Raw genomic sequence first — 24,115 nt, 5'->3', positions numbered from 1 at the left:
CGGCGCGAACCGGGTCGGCTCACGCCGGTACGTGCACCGTTTCCACCCGGCTCGCGACCAGCCGCTCGCGCTCCCTGCGGGCCGCGCGTCCGCGCAGGCGGAGGATCTGGGTGATGCCGAGGGCCTGGAGGACGAACACCGCGGAGAACGCCACCGTGTAGTCGTCGCCCGTCGCGTCCAGCAGGACACCGACGGCGAACAGGGTCGTCATCGAGGCGACGAAGCCGCCCATGTTGGTGATGCCGGACGCCGTGCCCTGCCGCTCCGGCGGATTCGCCGGCCGCGCGAAGTCGAAGCCGATCATCGACGCCGGGCCGCACGCCCCGAGCACCGTGCACAGCACGATCAGCAGCCACATCGGGGCGCGGTCGGCGGGGTAGGCCAGCGTCGCCGCCCACAGCAGGGCGGTCGTGCCGACCGTGCCCAGCGCCAGCGGGAGCCGGGCCTCGTGGTGCCGGGCGACGATCTGGCCGTAGACCAGGCCGATCGCCATGTTGGACAGGACGACCAGGGTGAGGAGTTCGCCCGCGGTGGCGCGCGACAGGCCCTGGGCCTCCACCAGGAACGGCATGCCCCACAGCAGCAGGAACACCATCGCCGGGAACTGCGTCGTGAAGTGCACCCACAGGCCGAGCCGCGTGCCGGGCTCCCGCCAGGAGGCGGCGATCTGCCGGCGCACGTAGGAGGCGCCCCGGTGCGGGACGGGCGGGGGCTCGTGGCCCTCGGGGTGATCTCTCAGGAACAGCAGGAGCAGGATGAGGACGACGACTCCGGCCAGCGCGCTGCCCGCGAACGCCGCCGTCCAGCCGACGCCGTGCAGCAGCCGGGCGATCACCAGGGTCGAGACGAGGTTGCCGGCCATGCCGACGAGACCGGCGAGCTGCGCGACCAGCGGGCCGCGCCGGGCCGGGAACCAGCGCCCGCCGAGCCGCAGTACGGCGATGAACGTCATCGCGTCGCCGCAGCCCAGCAGCGCGCGCGAGGCCAGCGCCGTGCCGTAGGAGGGGGAGAGGGCGAAGCCGAGCTGGCCGGCGGTGAACAGGACGACGCCGATGGTCAGCACCCGCTTGGTGCCGAGCCGGTCGACCAGGAGGCCGACGGGTATCTGCATGCCCGCGTAGACCAGCAGCTGGAGTATCGAGAACGTCGACAGGGCGGAGGCGTTGACGTGGAACCGCTCGACCGCGTCCAGGCCGGCCACGCCCAGCGACGTGCGGAAGATGACGGCGACGAAGTACACCGAGACGCCGATGCCCCACACCGCCATGGCCCGCCGGGGGCTGGGGGAGGGCGCGGGCCGTCCGGCCCCCGAGGGAGGGTCGCCCGGCAGCGGGGCGGACGACGAGCTCATCGGACCTCCCCGCGCGCCAGGTGCGAGAACCAGCCGACGTGACGGTGGACGACCGCGACGGCCGCCTCGGCGTCGCCGGAGCGCAGCGCGTCGAGGATCTCCTCGTGCTCGGCGAGGGTCTTGGCGATGCGGTCGGGATGGGAGTGCATCACGGCGACGCCCATGCGCAGCTGCCGGTCGCGGAGCTGGTCGTAGAGGCGGGAGAGGATCTCGTTGCCGCCGCTGCGGACGATCTCGGCGTGGAAACAGCGGTCCGTGACGGCCGCCGCGGCCAGGTCACCGGCGGCGGCCTGTTGCTTCTGGCGGGCGAGCAGCGCCTCCAGGCGCTCGACGAGGCCCGGCGGCGCCGGTACGGCCTTGCGCGCCGCGTGCTCCTCGACCAGCAGCCGGGTCTCCACCACGTCCGCGATCTCCTGGGCGGAGACGGGCAGGACCAGGGCGCCCTTCTTCGGGTAGAGCTTGATGAGCCCTTCGACCTCCAGCCGCAGCAGGGCCTCGCGCACCGGGGTGCGGGAGACGCCGACGGCCTCGGCGAGTTCGCCCTCGGTGAGCAGGACGCCGCCCTCGTAGCGGCGGTCGAGGACACCCTGTTTGACGTGGGTGTAGACACGGTCGGCGGCGGGCGGTTGCTTCACGGCCAGGCTGCTCATGCCGACAGGATAGATACAACACGTACGCATGGGCAGGGCCGTCCATCATGCGGACCCCTCCGAGGGAGTGCCCCGTTGCGGCGGGGTGGAAAAAGGGACGCCGTCGCTGTGCAACCATGAGCGCCCCTCGTGTGTCACACACGTGCGGCCGCTCCGTCTCCACCCCCTCAACTTGGCCGCTGACCAGGGGCATTCAACATAATCGGGGTATCTCACTTGATAAACGGCATCAAGGGCATCCGCATCCGCAGAGCCGTCTCCGTGGGTCTCGCCACCGGCGCGATGGTCGTGGGCGGTGCCCTCAACGCTGCGCCCGCGCAGGCCCTCACCACGCCCAGCATCGTGGCCGCGGGCGGCTATGCCATGGACAACTCGAACGCCAAGACGCTCTACACCAAGGCGGCGGACACCAGGCGTTCCACCGGCTCCACGACCAAGATCATGACCGCGAAGGTGGTCCTGGCGCAGCCGAACCTCAACCTGGACGCCAAGGTCACGATCCAGATGGCGTACAGCGACTACATCGTGGCGAAGAACGCCTCGTCCGCCCGCCTGATCGTCGGCGACAAGGTCACCGTCCGCCAGCTGCTGTACGGCCTGATGCTGCCGTCCGGCTGCGACGCCGCGTACGCCCTCGCCGACAAGTTCGGCACGGGCACGACGCGGGCGGCGCGCGTGAAGTCGTTCATCGGCAAGATGAACACCACCGCGAAGAACCTCGGCATGACGAACACGCACTTCGACTCGTTCGACGGCATCGGCAACGGCTCCAACTACTCGACGCCGCGCGACCTGACGAAGCTCGCCAGCAGCGCGATGAAGAACACCACGTTCCGCACGATCGTCAAGACCAAGACGTACACGGCCAAGACGATCACCAAGACCGGCAGCACGCGCACCATGGCGCCGTGGACCAACACCAACTCGCTGCTGAGCAGCTACAGCGGCACCATCGGTGTGAAGACCGGCTCGGGCTCCGTGTCCAAGTACTGCCTCGTCTTCGCCGCCACCCGCAACGGCAAGACGGTCATCGGCACGGTCCTCGCCTCGTCCTCGGCCTCGCAGCGGGCGGCGGACGCGACGAAGCTGCTGAACTACGGCTTCGCCAAGCTCGGCTGAGCGACACGCGAGTCAAGAACACGACAGGGGCCGCCGGTTCACCACCGGCGGCCCCTGGTCGTGGCCCTGTTTGCTGCTCCTCGTTCTCCTGCGTGCTGCCGCGTCCTACTGCGTGACCGTGAAGTTCCGCAGGATCGCCGCCGCCAGGTCCTGGTCGCCCTCCGTCTTCACGCGGTCCGCCACCGCCTCCGGCGTCACCCGGCCGCAGGCCAGCCGCACGTACGTCTCCCAGTCGAGGGTGAGCGTCGCGGCGGGGCCCAGCGCCGGCGCCGTCTCCAGGCTGCCGCGGCCCTGGATGTCCACGCGGATCGTGCGCAGGAACTCGACGGGGCCGTGCACGTCGAAGACGACGGCCGAACTGCGCGGCGCGTTCGCCAGTTCGGCGACGATCCGGGGCAGTTCGGCGAGCAGGACGTCGCGGGCGACGTGCGCGCCCGCCGAGTCGAGGTTGCCGGGGCGGCCGAGGGCCGTCCGCAGGTCCTGCTCGTGCACCCACACGTTGAACGCGTGGTTCCGCATGGACTCTTCCAGCGTCAGCTCCGCGCCGAGCGGGCCGCGCACCTTCGCGCCCGGGTCCCGCGACTCGTTCCGCAGCTGGCGGTTGCGGCGGATGATCGTGTACTCCAGCTCCGACGTCATCTCCGGCGCCGTGTGGTGGCGGCGGACGTCGACCTGCATCTCCATGTAGCGCTGGTGGTCGTTGGTCACGTGGAAGAGGTCGCGCGGCAGCGTGTGGATGGGGCGCGGGTCGCCGAGCATCTCGCAGTCCAGGCCGATGACGTGCGACACGATGTCGCGGATGGACCAGGCCGGGCAGGGGGTACGTCCGTTCCACTCGCCCTCGACGAGCGGCTGCACCAGCTCGGATATCGCTTCGACGGACTGGGTCCAGGCATCGGCGTAGGGCTGGAGGGTGGGATGCAGACTCACGGAACGGGACCCCTCGGCGGTCGGTACACGGGCAGGTTGTGGCGGCGGTGCCAATGGGCGGTGCCAATGGGAGGTGGCTGCTGTCGGCGGCGTCTCGGAACGTCCCCCAGGTCTCGACTGCGCTCGAACTGGGGGGACCCCCAAGTTACGCTGCTGTGAGGCACCCCGGCAGTGCTTTCGTGTGACGATCGTAGGCCCGTGTGGACGGCTCGAATGCCAGGACGGTGGTAGTGTGCGCGCCTCTTTGCTCCAGATCTCCGTAGACGAGGGCGAATCGGTCGATTCGCGTCGACAGCGGGTCGCCGCGCTGGTACGGGAACAGGCGGGCGCCGACCTCGTCGTCCTGCCGGAGCTGTGGACCACGGGGGCCTTCGCCTACGAGGAGTTCGCCGGCGAGGCCGAGCCGCTGGAGGGGCCGACCCACGACGCGATGGCGAAGGCCGCGGCCGACGCGGGCGTGTGGCTGCACGCCGGCTCGATCCCCGAACGCGACCCCGACGGACCGCTCTACAACACCTCTCTCGTCTTCTCCCCCTCCGGTGAACTCGCCGCCGCGTACCGCAAGATCCACCGCTTCGGCTTCGACAAGGGCGAGGCCGTGCTGATGGGCGCCGGGCGGGAACTGGTGACCGTCCGGCTGCCGGACACGACGATCGGTGTGGCCACCTGCTACGACCTCCGTTTCCCCGAACTCTTCCGCGGTCTCGTCGACGCCGGCGCCGAGACCCTCGTCGTCCCGGCGGGCTGGCCGGAGCGCCGCCGGTCGCACTGGACGCTGCTGGCTCAGGCGCGGGCGGTGGAGAACCAGGCGTTCGTGCTCGCCTGTGGAACGGCCGGGACGCACGCGGGAGTTCCGCAGGCGGGTCACTCGATCGTGGTCGATCCGTGGGGCGAGGTGCTCGCGCAGGCCGGCGGCGGCGAGGAAGTCCTCACGGTCGACTTCGACCCGGCGAAGGTGACCACGACGCGGGAGCAGTTCCCGGCCCTGAAGGACCGCCTGCTGGGCCTGGAACCGCCGAGGCGGTGACGGGCGCGCGCGGAGGCGGTGACGGGGGACGGCGAGGGGGACGCCCGTCCCCGTCGCCCCTCACCCCGAAGGTGTCCCGCAGCCGCATGGCCTTGCCGTCGACGAGGAAGGCCTTGTTGCCGCGCTCGTCCTCGATCCAGTAGTCGTCACCGATGCCGAGGAGCCGGTCGCGCACGAGGAATCTCATGCGACTGGGGATTCCCCGGCCGCCGCTCGGCAACTCCGCCGCTGGGCCGAAGGGCCCACCCGGTCCGCCGCCCCGGTCCGCCGTCCCGGTTGTCGGTGCCGGATGTCACCCTTGGACACATGAACCACTCCGCACCCCGTCGTGCCCGTGTGCGTGCCCCCGAGCTGATCGGCAAGGGTGGCTGGCTGAACACGGGCGGGAAGCAGTACAGCCTCGCCGACCTGCGGGGACGCATCGTCGTCCTGGACTTCTGGACGTTCTGCTGCGTGAACTGCCTGCACGTCGTCGACGAGCTCCGGGAGCTCGAGGAGAAGCACCGGGACACCCTCGTCGTCATCGGGGTGCACTCGCCGAAGTTCGTGCACGAGGCCGAGCATCAGGCGGTCGTCGACGCCGTCGAGCGGTACGGGGTGGAGCACCCGGTGCTGGACGATCCCGAGCTGGCGACGTGGAAGCAGTACGCGGTGCGGGCGTGGCCGACGCTGGTCGTCATCGACCCCGAGGGGTACGTCGTCGCGCAGCACGCCGGTGAGGGGCACGTGCACGCGATCGAGCGGCTCGTGACCGAGCTGGAGGCCGAGCACGCCGCCAAGGGCACCCTGCGGCGCGGGGACGGGCCGTACGTGGCGCGCGAGCCCGAGCCGACCGTGCTGCGGTTTCCGGGCAAGGCGCTGCTGCTGCCGTCGGGGAACCTCCTGGTCAGTGACACCACCCGGCACCAGCTGGTGGAGCTGGCGGCCGACGGCGAGAGCGTGGTGCGGCGGATCGGGTCCGGCGAGAGAGGGTTCGTGGACGGCGCGGCCGACGCGGCGTCCTTCAACGAGCCGCAGGGGCTCGCGCTGCTGGACGACGGGTCCGTCGTGGTCGCCGACACCGTGAACCACGCGCTGCGGCGGCTCGACCCGTCGTCCGGCGAGGTCACGACCCTCGCCGGTACCGGGCGGCAGTGGATGCAGGGCGGGGCGACCTCGGGGCCCGCGCGCGAGGTCAGCCTGTCCTCGCCCTGGGACGTCGCCCTGTGGCGCGGCAAGGTGTGGATCGCCATGGCCGGCGTGCACCAGCTGTGGGCGTACGACCCGGCCGACGGGAGCGTCGCCGTCACGGCCGGGACGACGAACGAAGGGCTGGTGGACGGCCCCGGCGGTGAGGCGTGGTTCGCGCAGCCCTCGGGACTCGCGGCGACGCCGGAGCGGCTCTGGCTCGCCGACTCCGAGACGTCGGCCCTGCGGTGGGTGGACCCGGAGGGCGCGGTTCACACGGCGGTCGGGACGGGTCTCTTCGACTTCGGGCATCGCGACGGGGCGGCCGGACAGGCGCTTTTCCAGCACCCGTTGGGCGTGACCGCGCTGCCGGACGGGTCGGTCGCCGTCTGCGACACGTACAACCACGCGCTGCGCCGCTTCGATCCCGCGACCGGTGAGGTCACCACGCTCGCCACGGATCTGCGCGAGCCGAGCGACGCGGTGCTGGTCGGCGACGAGATCGTGGTCGTGGAGTCGGCGCGGCACCGGCTGACCCGGCTGCGGCTGCCGGAGGAGGCGGTACGGGTCGAGGGCGTCGCGCACCGCACGCAGCGTGCGGCGACCGACGTGGCGCCGGGGCCGCTGCGGCTTGACGTGATCTTCGAGGCGCCCGCCGGTCAGAAGCTCGACACCCGGTACGGGCCGTCGACGCGCCTGCTCGTGTCGGCGACGCCGCCCGAGCTGCTGCTGGCCGGGGAGGGCGCGGGCACCGACCTGTCGCGCGTCCTGGAACTCGACCCGGCGCTCGCCGAGGGGGTGTTGCACGTCTCCGCGATGGCCGCGTCCTGCGACGACGACCCGGAGAACGAGTATCCGGCCTGCCACGTGCACCAGCAGGACTGGGGCGTTCCGGTCCGCCTCACCGAGGGCGGGGCGGACCGGCTGCCCCTGGTCCTCGCGGGCATGGACGGCTGACGGCCTCTGGAGGTGCGACGGCTCACACGCCGTAGCCGTCGCTGTAGCCGTCCCGGTGGTGATGGGGAGCCTGGCCGTCCACGACGGGAGTCGTGGGCGGGACCACCACCCGGCGGCGCCGGTAGATGCTGGTGAAGGTCGCCACACCGATCAGGCCGACGACCATGAAGATGAGACCGACCAGGTCGAGATTGACTCCCTGCATGTCCCAGTCTGTCGCGAATGTGAGGATGGCTCCCACGGCGATGAGGATGATGCATCCGCCGAGGCCCATGAGTGTCGCCTCCCTGTCCGGACCGGTGGTTCCGGTCGCTCCGGTCGTTCCGGTCCGGAGCCGGGTACCCGGGGCGGCAACACCCATGCGCCACGGCGTCACTTGACGTGACGGCAGGTGCCCCGGTCAGCCCTCCAGGAACGCCGTCAGAGCCCTGGTCAGCAGGAACGGGTCGTCCGCGCCGCACAGTTCGCGCGCGCTGTGCATCGACAGGATGGCCACGCCGATGTCGACGGTGCGGATGCCGTGCCGGGCCGCGGTGATCGGGCCGATGGTGGTGCCGCAGGGCATGGAGTTGTTGGAGACGAACGACTGGAAGGGCACGCCGGCCTTCTCGCAGGCGGCGGCGAACACCGCGCGGCCCGAACCGTCCGTCGCGTAGCGGTTGTTGACGTTGACCTTGAGGATGGGGCCGCCGTTGACGCGCGGGTGGTGCGTGGGGTCGTGGCGTTCCGCGTAGTTGGGGTGCACCGCGTGGCCGGTGTCGGAGGAGAGGCAGACGGTGCCGGCGAAGGCGCGGGCCCGGTCCTCCAGGGAGCCGCCGCGCGCGAAGACAGAACGTTCCAGCACGGTGCCGAGCAGCGGTCCGTCCGCGCCGGTGTCCGACTGGGAGCCGTTCTCCTCGTGGTCGAAGGCGGCGAGCACGGGGATGAACGGCAGGTCGGCGCCGGAGGCCGCGGCGACGAGGGCGGCGGTGCCGGAGTGCACGGACAGCAGGTTGTCCATGCGGGGCCCGGCGACGAGTTCGCGGTCGCGGCCGAGGTAGGCGGGGGGTTCCACGGAGTGGACCATCAGGTCCCAGCCGCTGACGTCGCCCGCGGGGAGGCCGGCCGTCTCCTCCAGGAAGGCGATCAGGTCGCCGTCACGGACGTCGGTGCCGAGGCCCCAGATGGGCTGGAGGTGGCGCTGCTTGTCCAGCTTGAGGCCCTCGGCGGAGACCGAGCGGTCCAGGTGGATGGCGAGCTGCGGGACGCGCAGCAGCGGCCGGTCCACATTGACGAGCCGGGTCGAGCCGTCCCGCAGGGTCAGGCGGCCGGCGAGCCCGAGGTCGCGGTCGAGCCAGGAGTTCAGCAGGGGCCCGCCGTAGATCTCCACGGCGACCTGGCGCCAGCCGTGCGCGCCGGTGTCGGGCAGCGGCTTGACGCGCAGGTTGGGGGAGTCGGTGTGGGCCCCGACGATGCGGAAGGGGGTGTGGGGGGCGGCACCCTCGGGCACGTACCAGGCGATGATCGCGCCACCGCGCAGCACGTACTTGCCGCCGCTCGTGCCGTCCCAGGCGTCCGTCTCGGCGACCTGCCGGAATCCGGCCTTCTCCAGCCGCTCGGCGGCGTTCGCCACGGCGTGGTAGGGGGACGGGCTCGTCGCCAGGAAGGTCATGAGGTCGTCGGTGTGGCCGCGGTCGGCGCGGAGGGCTTCGCTCATGGGGTTCACCTTAACGACGGTCGAGGGCCCGTTCCCTTTGGCGGGAACGGGCCCTCGACACGGAACGGACGGGAGTGCGGACGGGGCTAGAAGGCGGCCTCGTCCAGCTCCATGAGGTCCAGCTCGACGCCCTCGGCGACCTTGCGGGCGAGGGTGACGCCCGGCAGGACGGTGGCGGCGAAGAACTTCGCGGCGGCGATCTTGCCGGTGTAGAAGGCCTTGTCCTTGGGGGAGGCCGTCTCCAGCTTGTCGGCGGCGATGGCGGCGCCCTTGAGGAGCAGGTAGCCGACGACGACGTCACCGGAGGCCATCAGCAGGTTGGTGGTGTTGAGGCCCACCTTGTAGATGTTCTTGACGTCCTTCTCGGTGGCCGCGAGGTCGGTCAGCATCAGGCCGACGATGGCCTCCAGCTCGACGGCGGCCTTGGCCAGGTGCTCGCGGGCGCCGGCCAGCTCCTCGCCGCCGGTGCCGAGCGCGAGGAACTTCTTGATGTCCTCGGCGAGGGAGTTCAGCGCGGCGCCCTGGTTGCGGACGATCTTGCGGAAGAAGAAGTCCTGGCCCTGGATGGCCGTGGTGCCCTCGTAGAGGGTGTCGATCTTGGAGTCCCGGATGTACTGCTCGATCGGGTACTCCTGGAGGAAGCCGGAGCCGCCGAAGGTCTGCAGGGACTGGGCGAGCTGCTCGTAGGCCTTCTCGGAGCCGTAGCCCTTGACGATCGGCAGGAGCAGGTCGTTCAGGGCGTGCTCGGGGGAGGCGTCCTCGCCGGCGGCCTCCTTGACCTGGATCTCGTCCTGGACGGAGGCGGTGTACATCACCAGCGCGCGCATGCCCTCGGCGTACGCCTTCTGCGTCATGAGGGAGCGGCGCACGTCGGGGTGGTGGGTGATGGTGACCTTGGGCGCGGTCTTGTCCATGAAGTTGGCCAGGTCCGGGCCCTGGACGCGCTCCTTGGCGTACTCGAGCGCGTTGAGGTAGCCGGTGGACAGCGTGGAGATCGCCTTCGTGCCGACCATCATGCGGGCGAACTCGATGATGCGGAACATCTGGCGGATGCCGTCGTGCTTGTCGCCGATCAGCCAGCCCTTGGCGGGGTGCTTGTCGCCGAAGGTCATCTCGCACGTGTTGGAGGCCTTCAGGCCCATCTTGTGCTCGACGTTGGTGGCGTAGACGCCGTTGCGCTTGCCCAGCTCGCCGGTCTCGAAGTCGAAGAGGTACTTCGGGACGAGGAAGAGGGACAGGCCCTTGGTGCCGGGTCCGGCGCCCTCGGGACGCGCGAGCACGTAGTGGAGGATGTTCTCCGACATGTCGTGCTCACCCGAGGTGATGAAGCGCTTGACGCCCTCGATGTGCCAGGAGCCGTCCTCCTGCTGCACGGCCTTGGTGCGGCCGGCGCCGACGTCCGAGCCGGCGTCCGGCTCGGTGAGGACCATGGTCGAGCCCCACTGCTTCTCGACGGCGATCTTCGCGATGTGCTTCTGGACGTCGTTGCCCTCGTCGAAGAGGATGCCGGCGAAGGCCGGGCCGGAGGAGTACATCCACACGGCCGGGTTGGCGCCCAGGATCAGTTCCGCGTACGCCCAGATCAGGGAGCGGGGCGAGGTGGTGCCGCCGATCTCCTCGGGCAGGCCGAGGCGCCAGTACTCGGAGTCCATGAAGGCCTGGTAGCTCTTCTTGAAGGACGCGGGAACGGGCGCGGTGCTGGTCTCCGGGTCGAAGACCGGCGGGTTGCGGTCGGCGTCGGCGAAGGACTCGGCCAGCTCGTTCTCCGCCAGGCGCGTCAGTTCCTCGAGGATGCTCTTCGCGGTCTCGACGTCCATCTCCTCGAACGGGCCCGTGCCGTACAGCTTGTCGCGCCCGAGTACTTCGAAGAGGTTGAACTCGATGTCGCGGAGATTCGACTTGTAGTGCCCCATGGCGACGGCTCCGTAGAGAGAGATCGGCGAGGCACTGTCTCCTCGCACCTAGTTCACGTACCAACAAGTAGCTACGATGATGCTACCCGTCGGTAATAAGAAGCAACCCCGATCCGGTCATCTGTGACTCAGTACTCTTGCGGGCATGTACGGCTACGACCAGACCGCGGGACCCCAGGCGCAGTACGCGCCGCCGCAGCAGCCGATGTCCGGGGGCTACGGGCAGCAGGCGCCGGCGTACCCCGAGCCGTCCCCGCCCTCGCTCGCGGACGCGGTGCGCGCGTTCACGACGGGGCAGATGTCCGCCGAGGACTTCCAGCAGGCCTTCGCGACGTCGAAGGTGTACTGCCCGCGCGGCGACAACCCCGGGTTCCTGGCCCTGCACAACACGCAGCAGCCGGTGATCCCGATGTTCACCACGCTCAAGGAGCTGCGCCGGTACGCGGGCAAGGAGTCCAAGTACTTCGTGATCACGGGCGCCGAGGTGCTCGACCTGCTGCCGACCGGCTACGGGTTCGTCCTCGACATGGAGGGCGAGCACCGGATCGTGTTCGACGCGAAGGCCGTCGAGCAGATGGTCGACTTCGCGATGCGGCGCATGTACGGCTGATTTGCGACCTCGTTCGCGGAACCCGGAGGGAATGCCCTCCGGGTTTTCTCTGTTTGGGGTGGCAGGAAGTTCAACGCTCAACTAAAGTGGGTGTACCCGAGGAGGTACCGACATGCCTGCAGTGACCGTCGAGAACCCGTTGACGCTGCCCCGAGTGACCGCACCCGCCGACGCCGTGGCACGTCCCGTGCTCACCGTCACGACCGCACCGAGCGGTTTCGAAGGCGAGGGCTTCCCGGTGCGCCGGGCGTTCGCGGGGATCAACTACCGCCATCTCGACCCGTTCATCATGATGGACCAGATGGGTGAGGTGGACTACGCGCCGGGAGAGCCCAAGGGCACCCCCTGGCACCCGCACCGCGGGTTCGAGACAGTCACCTACATCATCGACGGGATCTTCGACCACCAGGACAGCCACGGCGGTGGCGGCACCATCACCAACGGCGACACCCAGTGGATGACGGCGGGCTCCGGCCTGCTGCACATCGAGGCCCCGCCGGAGCACCTGGTCATGTCCGGCGGTCTCTTCCACGGCCTCCAGCTGTGGGTGAACCTCCCGGCCAAGGACAAGATGATGGCCCCGCGCTACCAGGACATCCGCGGCGGCTCCGTCCAGCTGCTCGCCTCCCCCGACGGCGGCGCGCTGCTGCGCGTCATCGCCGGTGAGCTGGACGGCCACCAGGGTCCCGGCGTCACGCACACGCCGATCACGATGATCCACGCGACGCTCGCGCCGGGCGCCGAGATCACCCTGCCGTGGCGCGAGGACTTCAACGGCCTGGCCTACGTGCTCGCCGGGCGCGGCAGCGTCGGCACCGAGCGCCGGCCCGTCCACCTCGGCCAGACCGCCGTCTTCGGCAGCGGCTCCTCGCTGACCGTCCGCGCGGACGAGAAGCAGGACTCGAACACGCCGGACATGGAGGTCGTGCTGCTCGGTGGGCAGCCGATCCGGGAGCCCATGGCGCACTACGGACCGTTCGTGATGAACACCCGCGACGAGCTCCAGCAGGCCTTCGAGGACTTCCAGAAGGGCCGGCTCGGGTCCATCCCGGCCGTGCACGGCATGACGGCGGAGGGCCCGGAGGCCTGACACTCCGCCGCCGCGCAGATTTCCCCGGGCGGGCCGTCCACGACAGGACGGCCCGCCCGGGTGCGTCATGCCCCGGGACCTCCGTCGGCCTCACCCGGACCGGTGTGCGGGTGGCCGTCCGACTCGTGGATCTCGAACCAGATGCTCTTGCCCTCGCCGCGCGGCTCGACCCCCCACCCGTGCGCCAGCATCTCGATCAGCAGCAGGCCCCGCCCGGAGGACGCCAGTTCCCCGGGGCGGCGCCGGTGCGGCAGGTCGTCGCTGGCGTCGGTCACCTCGATCCGCATCCGCCGACGGCCCGTGTCCCCGGAGATCTCGGCCACCATCAGGGCGTCGTTGTCGGTGTGCACGAGGACGTTGGTGAGCATCTCGGACAGCAGCAGGACGGCGGAGTCCACCTGCTCCGGCGAGGCCCAGTCGTGCAGCAGCTCGCGCAGTTGCTGCCGGCCCGCCGCGATCCGCTCGGGCTCGGCCTGCGCGACGGTCAGCATGGTGCGCCGGATCCGGTGCGGCACGGTCGCCGTACTGCCGCAGCCGCAGCCCTCCCCCGGGCGGCTCAGCAGCATCAGCGCGATGTCGTCCTCCCGCCGGTCGGTCAGCGGGCCGGTGGTGTGGTGCGAGGACGGCCCGTGCACGGCCTGCACCAGGGAGTCGGCGAGCGCCTCCAGGTCGCCGTCGTGGTCCTCCAGGATGGAGCGCAGTCGCTGCCAGCCGGTCTCCAGGTCGTGGCCGCCGGTCTCGATCAGGCCGTCGGTGCACATCAGCAGCGTCTCGTCGGGCTCCAGCACCAGCCGCGTCGTCGGGTAGTCGGCGTCCGGGTCGATGCCGAGCGGCAGCCCGCCCGACGTGGCCCGGGTCAGCACCGTGCCGTCGGCCATGCGGATCGCGGGGTCGTGATGCCCGGCGCGGGCGACCTCCAGCACGCACGTCACTGGGTCGACCTCGACGTAGAGGCAGGTCGCGAAGCGCAGGTCGGAGGGGTCCTCCTCGGTGTACGCGATGCCGTTCAGGAAGCGGGAGGCGCGGGACAGGACGGCGTCGGGGCGATGCCCCTCGGAGGCGTACGCCCTGAGGGCTATGCGCAGTTGGCCCATCAGGCCGGCCGCCCGCACGTCGTGTCCCTGCACGTCGCCGATGACGAGGGCGAACCGTCCGCTGGGCAGCGGGATCACGTCGTACCAGTCGCCGCCGACCTGGAGGCCGCCGCCGGTCGGGACGTAGCGGGCGGCGACGTGCATGCCGGGTATGCGCTGGGCGCCGAGCCGGGGCAGCATCGAGCGCTGGAGTCCGTCGGTCAGGGCCCGCGCGGTGTCGGCGGCGCCCGCCCGGGACAGTGCCTGCGCCAGCATGCGGGCCACCGTGGTCAGCACGGACCGCTCGTCGGGTGTGAACGCGACCGGGTAGGCGAAGCCCGCCATCCAGGCGCCCATCGTCCGCCCGCCCGCCGTCAGCGGCAGGAACGCCCAGGAGCGGCGGCCGAAGCGCTCGGCCAGCGGCCAGGTCAGCGGGTAACGGGACTTGTACTGCGAGGGCGAGGACAGATACACGGCACGGCCGGTGCGGACCACCTCGGCGGCCGGGTAGTCCGTGTCCAGCGACATCTCCATGAACGGGGCCTCGGCGCCGGGGCGCTGCCCGTGGTGGCCGATGACGGTCAGGTTGTCGCCCTCGACGCCGAACACGGCGAGGCCGTCCGGCGAGAACCCCGGCATGGACAGGTTCGCCGCGACCCGCAGCACCTCCTGCGTCGACCGGGCCTCGGCCAGCGCGCGGCCCGCGTCCAGCAGGAACGCCTCGCGTGAGCGGCGCCAGTCGCCGGTGACGGTGGACCGGCCGGCCGGGGTGCCCGGCGCGGGGTCCGTGACCTCCTGGAGGGTGCCGATCACCTCGTAGGTCCGCCGGACGCGGTCGAAGGACGGCTTGGAGCGGCTGCGCACGACGCGGATGACCCGGCCGTGCTCGTCCATGATGCGGACACGGACCTCGGCGACGGTGCCCTCGGCGGTCGCGAGCTGGATGACGCCGATGATCTCGTTCCAGTCCACCGGGTGCAGCCGGGCGCGCACCTGGCCCTCGGTGAGGCTGACCGGCTCGGCGGGCAGGCCGAGCAGCCGTGCCGCCTCGGCGTCGGCCGAGACCAGTCCGGTGGCGGTGTCCCAGTGCCACACCCCGGTGGCCAGGGCGGCGAGGACCTCGCCCACGGCGGGCAGGGGCTCACCAGTGCGCATTGCCCCACTTTAGGAAGATGCGCGCGAAAGACGCCACCGTTGGGACGGGCGGTCCTGGTCTCACCGGGCGGGAATGGTGGGGTGGCGATCATGGGGTGCCCGGTACGCTGGGGGTGTTTCACGTGAAACGTGCCCCCGATCCGCGAAGACTGGATGAACGACGATGCATCGGTACAGGTCCCACACCTGCGGCGAGCTCCGCGCCTCTGACGTCGGCACCGACGTCCGGCTGAGTGGCTGGCTGCACAATCGGCGCGACCTGGGCGGCATCCTCTTCATCGATCTGCGCGACCACTACGGCATCACGCAGCTCGTCGCCCGTCCCGGCACGGCCGCGTACGAGGCGCTCGACAAGCTGACCAAGGAGTCGACGGTCCGTGTCGACGGCAAGGTCGTCTCGCGCGGCGCCGAGAACGTGAACCCCGAACTCCCCACCGGTGAGATCGAGGTCGAGGTCGGCGAGGTCGAACTGCTCGGCGCCGCCCAGCCGCTGCCGTTCACGATCAACACCGAGGACGGGGTCAACGAGGAGCGGCGCCTGGAGTACCGCTTCCTGGACCTGCGCCGCGAGCGCATGCACAAGAACATCATGCTGCGCACGGCGGTCATCTCGGCGATCCGTCACAAGATGACGGCGCTGGGCTTCAACGAGATGGCCACGCCGATCCTGTCCGCGACGTCCCCCGAGGGCGCCCGCGACTTCGTCGTGCCCTCCCGTCTGAACCCCGGCAAGTTCTACGCCCTCCCCCAGGCGCCGCAGCAGTTCAAGCAGCTGCTGATGATCTCCGGCTTCGACCGCTACTTCCAGATCGCGCCCTGTTTCCGCGACGAGGACGCCCGCGCCGACCGCTCGCCGGGCGAGTTCTACCAGCTCGACGTCGAGATGAGCTTCGTCGAGCAGGAGGACGTCTTCCAGCCGATCGAGAAGCTCATGACGGAGCTGTTCGAGGAGTTCGGCGGTGGCCGTCACGTCACCTCCCCCTTCCCCCGCATCCCGTTCCGTGAGGCGATGCTCAAGTACGGCTCCGACAAGCCGGACCTGCGCGCCCAGCTGGAGCTGGTGGACATCACCGACGTCTTCGAGGGCTCGGAGTTCAAGGCCTTCGCCGGCAAGCACGTGCGCGCGCTGGCGGTTCCGGCGGTCCAGGACCAGCCGCGCAAGTTCTTCGACCAGCTCGGCGACTACGCCGTCTCGCTCGGCGCCAAGGGCCTGGCCTGGGTCCGCGTCGGCGAGGACGGGGCGCTCTCCGGCCCGATTGCGAAGTTCCTCACCGAGGAGAACGTCGCCGAGCTGACCAAGCGCCTCGCGCTGGCCTCCGGCCACGCGGTGTTCTTCGGCGCGGGCGACTTCGACGAGGTCTCCAAGATCATGGGCGCCGTGCGCGTCGAGGCCGCCAAGCGCGCCGGGCACTTCGAGGAGAACGTCTTCCGGTTCTGCTGGATCGTCGACTTCCCGATGTACGAGAAGGACGAGGAGACCGGGAAGATCGACTTCTCGCACAACCCGTTCTCGATGCCGCAGGGCGGCCTGGAGGCCCTGGAGACCCAGGACCCGCTGGACATCCTGGGCTGGCAGTACGACATCGTCTGCAACGGCGTCGAGCTGTCCTCCGGCGCGATCCGGAACCACGAGCCGGAGATCATGCTCAAGGCCTTCGAGATCGCGGGCTACGACCGCGACACCGTCGAGGAGCAGTTCGCCGGCATGCTGCGCGCGTTCCGCTTCGGCGCCCCGCCGCACGGCGGCATCGCGCCGGGCGTCGACCGCATCGTGATGCTGCTGGCCGACGAGCCGAACATCCGCGAGACGATCGCCTTCCCGCTCAACGGCAACGCCCAGGACCTGATGATGGGCGCGCCGACGGAGCTGGACGAGACGCGGCTGAGGGAACTGCACCTCTCGGTGCGCAAGCCGCAGCCGAAGTAGTCACCGGCGCAGGCCTCGAACCCCGGAAGGGCTGGAAACCACCACCGGTTCCCAGCCCTTCCTCGCGTTCTCACGTCCGCCGACGCCTCAGCCCGTCGGCTCGCCCTCGGAGAAGAGATCCTCGGCACGGGCCACCGACAGGGCCCTGCCGAGCCAGCCGTTGAGGCAGTCGAGGTCGGAGCAATCGGTGACCCGTTCACGGACACCGTCGGAAATGGCCAGTCCGCGCGCTTCGAGCACTTGAAGAACAGCCTCCGCCTTGCTCTTCAGGTAGGCCTTCTCGATCAGCGTGCCCCGTCCGGGGAAGTACGTGACGACAGACATGATTTCCTTCCACCTGTCTCCGGCCGGGGTGCCCCCGAGGCCGATTTCCAGGAACTCGACGAAGTAGCCCGACGCCTCGTGGGCCGAACTGACCATGCACGGAACGTAATCGCCCGCAGGGCCCACGCGACGGCGCCCGGAGTCTGTGGACTTCGGGCGCCGTCGGCTGTGGGGTGTGGGATGGTCAGGACAGGGTCTTGTAGCCGGACCAGCCCGTGGCGATGCGGGTGCGGGAGGTGAAGGAGCCCTTGCCGTCGCCGTTGTTGCGCCAGACGTTGCCGCTGCTGTCGCGGGAGACCAGGTCGGGCTTGCCGTCGTCGGTGATGTCGCCGACGCCGACCACGGCGTTGTAGGAGCCGCCCCAGTCGGAGAAGACCTTCGCGCGGGCCGCGAAGGTGCCGTCGCCCTTGCCGTTGTAGCGGTACAGGGTGTTGGCGGTGTCCTGGGCGAGCAGGTCGCCGATGCCGTCGCCCGTGATGTCGCCGACGCCGACGATCTTCTTGTAGCCCTTCCAGCTGTCGTACAGCTTGACGCGGGAGGAAAGGGTCCCGGTGCTGGTGCCCTTGTGGAGGTAGACCGCGCCCGTCGACGCGTTGCGCGTGATCAGGTCGGGGCGGCCGTCGCCGCTGATGTCGCCGGGCGAGGTGAGCTGGTCGTACTGCGTCCAGCCGCTGCTCGCGAGGGTCGTGTACGACGTCGTCGGCTTCACGGCCGCGTTGCAGCCCGGCTTGTAGAGGCGCAGGGCGCCGCTGCTCAGCCGGACCAGGACGTCGTTGCAGCGGTCGCCGCTCAGGTCGCCGAACGGCACCGCCTTGACGGAGGTGGCCCAGCCGGTGCCGGTGGTCTTGCCGCTGAACGTGCCCTTGCCCGTGCCGTGCTGGTACGTCAGGCCGCCGCTGGAGTTCAGGGTGAGCAGGTCACCGCGGCCGTCGGGGCCGTCGGCGCTGACGAAGTCGTGCCGGACGGCCGACCCGCGCAGCACGTACCCCTTGCCGGTGGCGGCCGTGGACGCGGTCGAGGTGCCGAGGCCGGTCGCCTTCAGCGTCCAGGTGAACTCGCCGTTGGGGAAGGGGGTCCCGCCCGACGTGCGTCCGTTCCAACTCGCGTGCACCGCGCCCCAGGTGGCGCCGCCGGTCAGGGTGCGGCCGGCCTTGCCGCTCGCGCCGCTCTGCTCCGAGGTGAAGGTGAGCGACCACGAGGTGGCCGGGCGGGACAGCTGCCAGTCGGCGGTCCAGGGCGTCGAGGACGAGGCCTCCACCAGGCTCGGGGTCTCGGAGCGGAACACGGTCGGCGCCGACGGGGCGACGCCCGTGGTGGCGACGCGGGTGCGCTCGTACTCGTCGAACCAGGCGACCAGGCCCGTGTACTCGTCGACCGTCCACCGGTAGCGGCGGTCCACGGCGAGACCCGAGTCGGCCAGCCGGGACGCGACGACGCGGGTCGCGCCGGTGGCCGCGTCCGTGAGGACGAGCCGGGCGCCGGCGTGGTCGTGGCGGACGGTGAAGCCGTCGCCGAGCAGTACGTCGCCCGGCGTCACCGCCCGGGACGTGCCGGCCTTGGTGTCGTACACGCCCGCCGAGGTCGTGCCGCACGCCCAGTACAGCCAGCGGCCCGCCGCCTGGAGCTCGCTCGGCACACAGGCCAGGCCGGGCACCGTCACGGTGGCGAGGGTCTTCCGCTGCGTCAGGCTGTACGAGGTGAGGCTGCCCGCGGTCGTCGTGGCGGACCACAGGGTGGAGCCGTTCAGGGCGGCGGCCCGCACCGAGCGCTTGAGCTGCTCGCCGTAGCCGAACTCGCCGACGTACTGCATCGGCGAGGCGCCGCCCGAGTTGTAGACGGCCCAGCCGTCGGACACGTCGACGACGTGGCCGCCCTCGGTGCCGAAGTTCAGGGTGTGGCTGGACCACTCGTCGCCGATCGCGACCAGCCGGTCCTCCTCCGCGAGGCCGCTGCCGCCCTCGTCACCGCCGTAGAACGTGCCGAGGTGGACGTCCTCCGGGTCCTCGCCGCTGTTGCCCCACAGGGCCGAGCAGTCGCTGCCCTCGTAGGGGCACACGGCCATCACCGAGTCGCCGGTCGTGGCGGCGGACGCGGTCAGCTCGGCGCCGCCGTCGGTCGTCAGGGTGCGCACCGTCGTGGTGTCCATGGTGCTGCCCGGGGCGTCCTCGGCGACGCGCAGGCTGCCGCGGCTGAGGGCGATGCCCTTCTTGGGGTTCTCCACCGCCGGGATCCGGTGCACCTTCGCCGCGGTGGCCGTGCCGCCGGCCACGCGCTGGAACCACCAGTCGGTGGCGCCGGTGCCGCCCACGGCGAGGGCGTCGCCGTCCGGGCCGGCGACCACGTACTTGCTCGCCTGCGGCAGCAGCTCGCGCGCGGTGCCGTCGGTGATCGACAGCGCGGTGAGGACCGTGCCGGTGGGGGCGTCGCGGGGCAGCAGGAGCTGGTCACCGGCCAGTACGGGGGCGCCGTCCAGGGCGCCCTGGTACGGCAGGGCGGTGACCTGTTCCGGGCCGGTCGGGTCGGTGCGCGGCTTCAGGTGCAGTTTGCCGGTGCCGGAGTCGTACCAGCCGAAGCGGTCCTCGGTGAGGACGAAGCGGGCGGTGGTGGGGACCGCGCTGAACGCCTCGGTGTTGACGGTCGTCGCGATGTCGATGTGGTGCAGGACGCCGCCGCGCAGGAACAGCACGCTGCCGGAGTCCGCCGCGACGATCTCCTTGTCCTGGATGTTCGCCCAGTCACCGGTGATCGGCCGCACGCGGCGCTGCCCGTCGGGGTGGTCGATGAGCGCGTAGCTGGTGACGACGGTCCGCCCGGCGAGCGCCCGGTAGTAGCTGTACGGGTCCTCCGTCGCGACGGTCGTCCGCGTGTCCGCCACCGGGTCCCACAGGGTGACCGAGGTGGTGGGGTTCGCCGGCGGCAGGGCGACCAGGTCGGCGCCCGAGCCGTACCAGGCCGTACGGCACTCCGAGCCGATGACGGTGCAGCCGGTGCCGGGTGTGTAGACGCCGGTGGAGGACTTCACCGTGACGGTCGTGCCGTCGGCGTAGTTCGTCCACAGCATGCCGGGCACGCCCTGCTGCCGGTGCAGATAGCCGGTCTGCCCGGCGACGTACGGCCGGGTGGTGCGCGGGTAGGTGGACGCCGGGTCGGTGAGCGTGATCCCGGTGGTGGTGGCCGTTGTGGCCATGGCGGCGGTGGTGGCCGCACGGGCCGGTGCGTCGCCCTGCGTGACGACGACGGTGGACGCGGCCGCTACGGCGACCACGAGCGAGGAGACGGCGGCGGCCAGACCGCCCCGTCCCGGGGCGTGTCTGCCCACGTACGTGTTTCCTTCTCTGCTTCTGCTTCTGCTTCTGCTTCTGCTTCTGCTTCTGCGGCGGGGTGACTACGGGCTCAGCGCGCGACGAACTGCGTCAGGATCGCCTGGACCTCGTAGATGTCGACGCCCTTGGTGAAGGTCTTCTGGATCGGCGCGGCCGAACCGGACAGCCAGATCTTCAGCTCCGCGTCGAGGTCGAACGTGCCGGCCGTCTCCACCGCGAAGTGCGTGATGCTGCGGTACGGGATGGAGTGGTACTCGGTCTTCTTGCCGGTGATGCCCTGCTTGTCGACCAGGATCAGACGCCGGTCGGTGAACAGGATGGTGTCGCGGATCAGCAGGTAGGCGGCGTGCACCTGCTCACCGTGCCCGAGCAGCCGCGCGTACTCCTGCTGCGCCTGGGCCGGGTCGATGCTGTGCGCGTTCCCGAACAGTGCCATGGATGGTCCCCCCACGTGGCGTGAATCGTGCGCCGGTCGCGGACTCCCCCGTCCACTTTCGGACACACGTGATCTTCGCAATGTACACGGCAGTAAGGGCGTCTCGTCCAGGGGCGGAATCAGATGGGGCGCATGTGGTCGGACAACGGGCGGCAAGTTCTCGGCGGTCGGCCCGCCCTGATCATGATTCAAGCGGCAGGGCGGACTGTTCCGCTGCCGGGCCGAGATACGTGTACTCGGTCGACCGGGCGATTCCCACCGCATCGAGGCGCTGACGGAAGCGGACCCGGAAGTGCACGTTGTCCCCGAGGCCGGGGCGCATGCGGAGCAGTGCCTCCGGCTGCTCGAAGTGGACGTCGTAGGCCTGGGCATTCCTGGCCGTGCCCGTCTTGACCTTCACCCAGCCGCTTTCCCGGAGTTCGGTGATGCGGCCCGAGATGATGATCTCCTGGTCACGGGGCCTCGTTTCCCGAAGCCGCTCGACATGACGTCTGCCACGCTCCGTGAGTTGAGCCCTGCGCATGCCGCCGTCGGCGCTGTACCAGGTCATTCCCAGGTTGAGCTCGTACTTGCCCAGGGCCCGGGCCAGGGTGTCCACGGCGTCGAACAGGCGCGACCACTCACGGACGTCCTGTTCCTCCTCGAGCGCGCCGAGCAGTCTGGTGAGCATCTGCATGCCCGTGCTCGCGGCCGATGTGGTGGGAGCGTCCATGGCCGAAGGCTCTGCCACGACGACGGACGGTACGGGGCGGGCGTGGACCACGGTGCTGCCGGCCGAGATGCCCGTGAGTTCCAGCTGAATCGGCGTGCCCGCAGCGACGGAGATCGCGGTCTCCACCGGGTTCAGCAGAGCGTCGCCCCACTGGAAGCGCAGAGCGCCCCCCTCGGTGTCCGGCCCGGTCAGACGGAGCCGCAGTTCCTCGTCGAGGCGGGCGTCCGGCTCGTACGCACGTACCGCCGCGAGGCGCCCGGCCCGGTGCTCCGCCTCGACTTCCTCGTCGTCCCGTTCTTCGGTGCCCATTTCCTCAAGGAGGCGCGCGGCGGTCTCGGCGGCTGCCGGGTCGTCCCTGAGCAGCGCACGCCTGCGCTCGCGCCAGCTGTCGCCGGTGCTCACAGTCGCACCTCCAGGTATCCACGTGCCGGTGCGGCACTTTCCCGGGACGGGGAACGGTCCGTCTGTCCAGGCAGACGGCAGCGCTGCCACCAGTCGTCCCACACACCCCGTTCCATGAAGTATGTCCGCTCCTCGGCGGAGAAGCGCTCCGGCCGGAAGACATGACTGACGGGGTGGTACCCGACCCTGACCGGTGAGACTCCGAACTTGTGCAGCATGTTGTCCCGGCTCTGGAAAGCGGTGGTCAGCCATTTGGAGCCGGGCCTGCCGCGCACGGCGCGCTCGGCCTGCACGTCGATCAGGAGGGTCGCGTCGATGTTCCCGGGATCGGCCTTCGTGCTGACGAAGCTGCCGCCGAGCCACAGCCTGTGGATGAGCGTGCGCCCGTTCATGACGTCCGCGTGCGCGTCCTCCAATGTGAAGAAGCGGTCCAGGTAGCCGTGCAGCCCGTCCCACAGCGCCTGGCGTGTGCCGGAGTCCCGGAACTCCGGCGCGCTGACCAGCATGGCCTCGGCTTCGTCGAAGGAGACGGAGTAGCGGCCCAGTGGAAGGAATCCGTTCGCGGTGAAGGTAGGCAGCACGTGAAGTCCTGTCGGGTACGGATGGACACCGTGAGCGTGCGGGCGGTGACGGGGAGTTCTGCAGCCACGGCTCATCCTGCCGCGCGTCTCTCGTCGCCGTCAGATGTTTCCGTCACTTGACCGTCCACTCCACTGCATCACGGCACCGGCCCGGGTCGACCAGGTAGCCGTGGGTTTCCAGCTTCCTGGGTGGTCAGGCCCTCGCACTGGGATGGCAGTCCCGGCGAGGGCCGACGCATGTTTGGTGGCTGTCTCTCGCTGAGCGTATGGCACCCAACTCCCCTCGAATCATATTCAGTTGGCATATTCACTCGGTGGAGTGAGTTTGCCGCGCGGGAGGGAGGGGTGGGGCTTGGTGGGGTTCTTTCTCCCTCGTGGGTAGTTCATTGGGACCGCAGGTCGGACCGGAGATCGAGCGCTCAGGTTCCGGCGGCTTCAGCGCTGAAACGTGAGTACCGTGACGGTGATCGCGCCGTCGCGCACAGTGATTGTCCGCCCGTTGTCCGGTGGTGTCCGGGCTTGTCGGGGCGTCTCGTGCGGGTAGGGCGTGGCTGGTACGACGCGGTTCGACGGAGGGGCACGCATGTCGGTGGACGGCGAGGTTCGGCGGCTGACGACCGAGGCTGACGAGCCGGGATGGGAGGTGGACCCGGACGACGAGTGGGGTGTGGCCGTCATCGCCACCGTGGGGCGGCAGTTGAAGCTGCGGCGGGAGGCCGTGGGGATGCGGGCCGGCGAGTTCGGCCAGGCCGTGGGGTACGGCGAGGATCTCGTCTACAAGATCGAGGGCGGGAGGCGGATTCCCCGGCCGGAGTATCTGGACAAGGCGGACGAGGTGCTGGGGGCGTGTGGACTGCTCTCGGCGATGAAGGAGGACGTGGCGAAGGTCCGGTACCCGAAGAAGGTGCGGGACTTGGCGCAGATGGAGGCGCGGGCGGTCGAGATCGCCGTGTACGAGAACAGCAACGTCGCGGGACTGTTGCAGACCGAGGAGCACATGCGGGCGCTGTTCGGCTCGTGGCTCCCCGCTTACTCGGACGAGGAGACGGAGCGCATGGTGGCCGCGCGTATGGCTCGCCGTTCGATCTTCGAGAGGTCACCCGCGCCGACGCTCAGCTTCGTCCAGGAAGAGTCGACACTGCGGCGGCCGGTCGGGGGCAGAATGGTGTGGCGTCGACAGCTCGAACGCCTGCTTGAGCTGGGGGAGTTGAGGAACGTGTCGATCCAGGTGATGCCGACGGACGTCGAGGAGCACTTCGGCACGGGCGGCGTCATCGAGGTGCTGAGGTTCCCGGACGGTACGGCGGTCGGGCGTTCCGAGGGGGCGTTCAGCGGCCGCCCTGTGGGGGAACCGAGGCAGATCCGCATCCTTGACCTGCGCTATAGCATGATCCGGGCCCAGGCGCTCACGCCCCGAGAGTCGCGGGCGTTCATCGAGTAGATGCTTGGAGAAACATGAGCGGCAACCCCACCACGAGGGACAGCTCCACGCTGGCGTGGTTCAAGAGCAGCTACAGCAGCAGCGGCGACGGCAACTCCTGCATAGAGGTCGCCCACACCCCCCGCACCGTCCACGTCCGTGACTCCAAGTACCGCGGCGCCGGTCCGCGCCTTGCCGTCGCGCCGGAGGCCTGGGGCGACTTCGTGGCGTACGCCTGCGAGGGCTGAGCCA

20 protein-coding genes are annotated in these 24,115 nt (G+C 70.4%); 8 read left to right on the top strand and 12 right to left on the bottom strand.

Features of this window, described 5'->3' with window-relative positions:
• Positions 1–19: 19 nt before the first annotated feature.
• Complete coding sequence (locus tag ACZ7D7_RS20460) at positions 20–1,351, bottom strand: MFS transporter (protein ID WP_470825951.1); 1,332 nt, start codon at positions 1,349–1,351, stop codon at positions 20–22.
• On the bottom strand, positions 1,348–2,001 hold the full coding sequence (locus tag ACZ7D7_RS20455) for a GntR family transcriptional regulator (protein ID WP_470825949.1): 654 nt from the start codon (positions 1,999–2,001) through the stop codon (positions 1,348–1,350). The genes ACZ7D7_RS20460 and ACZ7D7_RS20455 overlap by 4 nt, the downstream gene beginning before the upstream one ends.
• Positions 2,002–2,217: 216 nt before the next feature.
• Between ACZ7D7_RS20455 and ACZ7D7_RS20450 the strand changes: the two genes are divergently transcribed.
• Entirely contained in the window at positions 2,218–3,120 is a 903-nt protein-coding gene (locus tag ACZ7D7_RS20450) for a D-alanyl-D-alanine carboxypeptidase family protein (protein ID WP_470825947.1), read from the top strand.
• A gap of 105 nt (positions 3,121–3,225) precedes the next feature.
• On the opposite strand, the gene ACZ7D7_RS20445 is transcribed toward ACZ7D7_RS20450, so the two are convergent.
• On the bottom strand, positions 3,226–4,050 hold the full coding sequence (locus ACZ7D7_RS20445; protein WP_470825946.1) for a maleylpyruvate isomerase family mycothiol-dependent enzyme: 825 nt from the start codon (positions 4,048–4,050) through the stop codon (positions 3,226–3,228).
• A 232-nt stretch (positions 4,051–4,282) separates the two neighbouring features.
• Here ACZ7D7_RS20445 and ACZ7D7_RS20440 point away from each other — a divergent pair, with 232 nt between their 5' ends.
• On the top strand, positions 4,283–5,077 hold the full coding sequence (locus tag ACZ7D7_RS20440; protein WP_470825945.1) for a carbon-nitrogen family hydrolase: 795 nt from the start codon (positions 4,283–4,285) through the stop codon (positions 5,075–5,077).
• Positions 5,078–5,383: 306 nt separating this feature from the next.
• Positions 5,384–7,201 carry an NHL domain-containing thioredoxin family protein gene (locus ACZ7D7_RS20435; protein ID WP_470825943.1) on the top strand — a complete coding sequence of 606 codons (1,818 nt, stop codon included), beginning with the start codon at positions 5,384–5,386 and terminating at the stop codon, positions 7,199–7,201.
• A 22-nt stretch (positions 7,202–7,223) separates the two neighbouring features.
• On the opposite strand, the gene ACZ7D7_RS20430 is transcribed toward ACZ7D7_RS20435, so the two are convergent.
• The 3 genes from ACZ7D7_RS20430 to ACZ7D7_RS20420 form a co-directional block, all read right to left on the bottom strand.
• The gene (locus tag ACZ7D7_RS20430) at positions 7,224–7,475 is read right to left on the bottom strand and encodes a DUF6458 family protein (RefSeq protein ID WP_470825942.1); all 252 of its coding nucleotides are present in this window, start codon (positions 7,473–7,475) and stop codon (positions 7,224–7,226) included.
• Positions 7,476–7,601: 126 nt separating this feature from the next.
• On the bottom strand, positions 7,602–8,897 hold the full coding sequence (locus ACZ7D7_RS20425; RefSeq protein ID WP_470825940.1) for a M18 family aminopeptidase: 1,296 nt from the start codon (positions 8,895–8,897) through the stop codon (positions 7,602–7,604).
• 86 nt (positions 8,898–8,983) lie between these two features.
• The gene (locus ACZ7D7_RS20420) at positions 8,984–10,810 is read right to left on the bottom strand and encodes an acyl-CoA dehydrogenase (RefSeq protein WP_470825939.1); all 1,827 of its coding nucleotides are present in this window, start codon (positions 10,808–10,810) and stop codon (positions 8,984–8,986) included.
• A 145-nt stretch (positions 10,811–10,955) separates the two neighbouring features.
• Here ACZ7D7_RS20420 and ACZ7D7_RS20415 point away from each other — a divergent pair, with 145 nt between their 5' ends.
• Both ACZ7D7_RS20415 and ACZ7D7_RS20410 read left to right on the top strand, forming a co-directional pair.
• A complete protein-coding gene (locus ACZ7D7_RS20415) occupies positions 10,956–11,420 on the top strand; it encodes an SseB family protein (RefSeq protein WP_470825938.1) in 465 nt (154 codons plus the stop codon).
• Between the two features lie 112 nt (positions 11,421–11,532).
• The gene (locus ACZ7D7_RS20410; protein ID WP_470825937.1) at positions 11,533–12,510 is read left to right on the top strand and encodes a pirin family protein; all 978 of its coding nucleotides are present in this window, start codon (positions 11,533–11,535) and stop codon (positions 12,508–12,510) included.
• A gap of 65 nt (positions 12,511–12,575) precedes the next feature.
• Here the strand turns inward: ACZ7D7_RS20410 and ACZ7D7_RS20405 are convergent, their stop codons facing one another.
• On the bottom strand, positions 12,576–14,738 hold the full coding sequence (locus ACZ7D7_RS20405; protein ID WP_470825936.1) for a SpoIIE family protein phosphatase: 2,163 nt from the start codon (positions 14,736–14,738) through the stop codon (positions 12,576–12,578).
• Between the two features lie 163 nt (positions 14,739–14,901).
• Here ACZ7D7_RS20405 and aspS point away from each other — a divergent pair, with 163 nt between their 5' ends.
• Positions 14,902–16,665: an aspartate--tRNA ligase gene (aspS, locus tag ACZ7D7_RS20400; protein WP_470825935.1), complete on the top strand. Its 1,764-nt coding sequence runs from the start codon at positions 14,902–14,904 to the stop codon at positions 16,663–16,665.
• A gap of 87 nt (positions 16,666–16,752) precedes the next feature.
• Here the strand turns inward: aspS and ACZ7D7_RS20395 are convergent, their stop codons facing one another.
• From ACZ7D7_RS20395 to ACZ7D7_RS20375, 5 genes are all read right to left on the bottom strand, one after another.
• Positions 16,753–17,085, bottom strand: a complete 333-nt coding sequence (locus ACZ7D7_RS20395; RefSeq protein ID WP_470825934.1) for a hypothetical protein — start codon at positions 17,083–17,085, stop codon at positions 16,753–16,755.
• Positions 17,086–17,173: 88 nt separating this feature from the next.
• Positions 17,174–20,308: an FG-GAP repeat domain-containing protein gene (locus ACZ7D7_RS20390; protein WP_470825933.1), complete on the bottom strand. Its 3,135-nt coding sequence runs from the start codon at positions 20,306–20,308 to the stop codon at positions 17,174–17,176.
• A gap of 74 nt (positions 20,309–20,382) precedes the next feature.
• A complete protein-coding gene (locus tag ACZ7D7_RS20385) occupies positions 20,383–20,748 on the bottom strand; it encodes a PH domain-containing protein (RefSeq protein WP_217140449.1) in 366 nt (121 codons plus the stop codon).
• A 181-nt stretch (positions 20,749–20,929) separates the two neighbouring features.
• The gene (locus ACZ7D7_RS20380; protein WP_470825932.1) at positions 20,930–21,862 is read right to left on the bottom strand and encodes a hypothetical protein; all 933 of its coding nucleotides are present in this window, start codon (positions 21,860–21,862) and stop codon (positions 20,930–20,932) included.
• Positions 21,859–22,443: a DUF6932 family protein gene (locus ACZ7D7_RS20375; RefSeq protein ID WP_470825930.1), complete on the bottom strand. Its 585-nt coding sequence runs from the start codon at positions 22,441–22,443 to the stop codon at positions 21,859–21,861. The genes ACZ7D7_RS20380 and ACZ7D7_RS20375 overlap by 4 nt, the downstream gene beginning before the upstream one ends.
• A 583-nt stretch (positions 22,444–23,026) precedes the next feature.
• Between ACZ7D7_RS20375 and ACZ7D7_RS20370 the strand changes: the two genes are divergently transcribed.
• Both ACZ7D7_RS20370 and ACZ7D7_RS20365 read left to right on the top strand, forming a co-directional pair.
• On the top strand, positions 23,027–23,884 hold the full coding sequence (locus ACZ7D7_RS20370) for a helix-turn-helix domain-containing protein (RefSeq protein WP_470825929.1): 858 nt from the start codon (positions 23,027–23,029) through the stop codon (positions 23,882–23,884).
• Between the two features lie 14 nt (positions 23,885–23,898).
• Complete coding sequence (locus tag ACZ7D7_RS20365) at positions 23,899–24,111, top strand: DUF397 domain-containing protein (protein WP_470825927.1); 213 nt, start codon at positions 23,899–23,901, stop codon at positions 24,109–24,111.
• The last annotated feature ends 4 nt before the right edge of the window (positions 24,112–24,115 follow it).

Source organism: Streptomyces sp. NPDC037054 (genome assembly GCF_055606745.1).
Note: the sequence above shows the minus strand (reverse complement) of the source record. Positions and strands in the feature narration are given on the sequence as shown.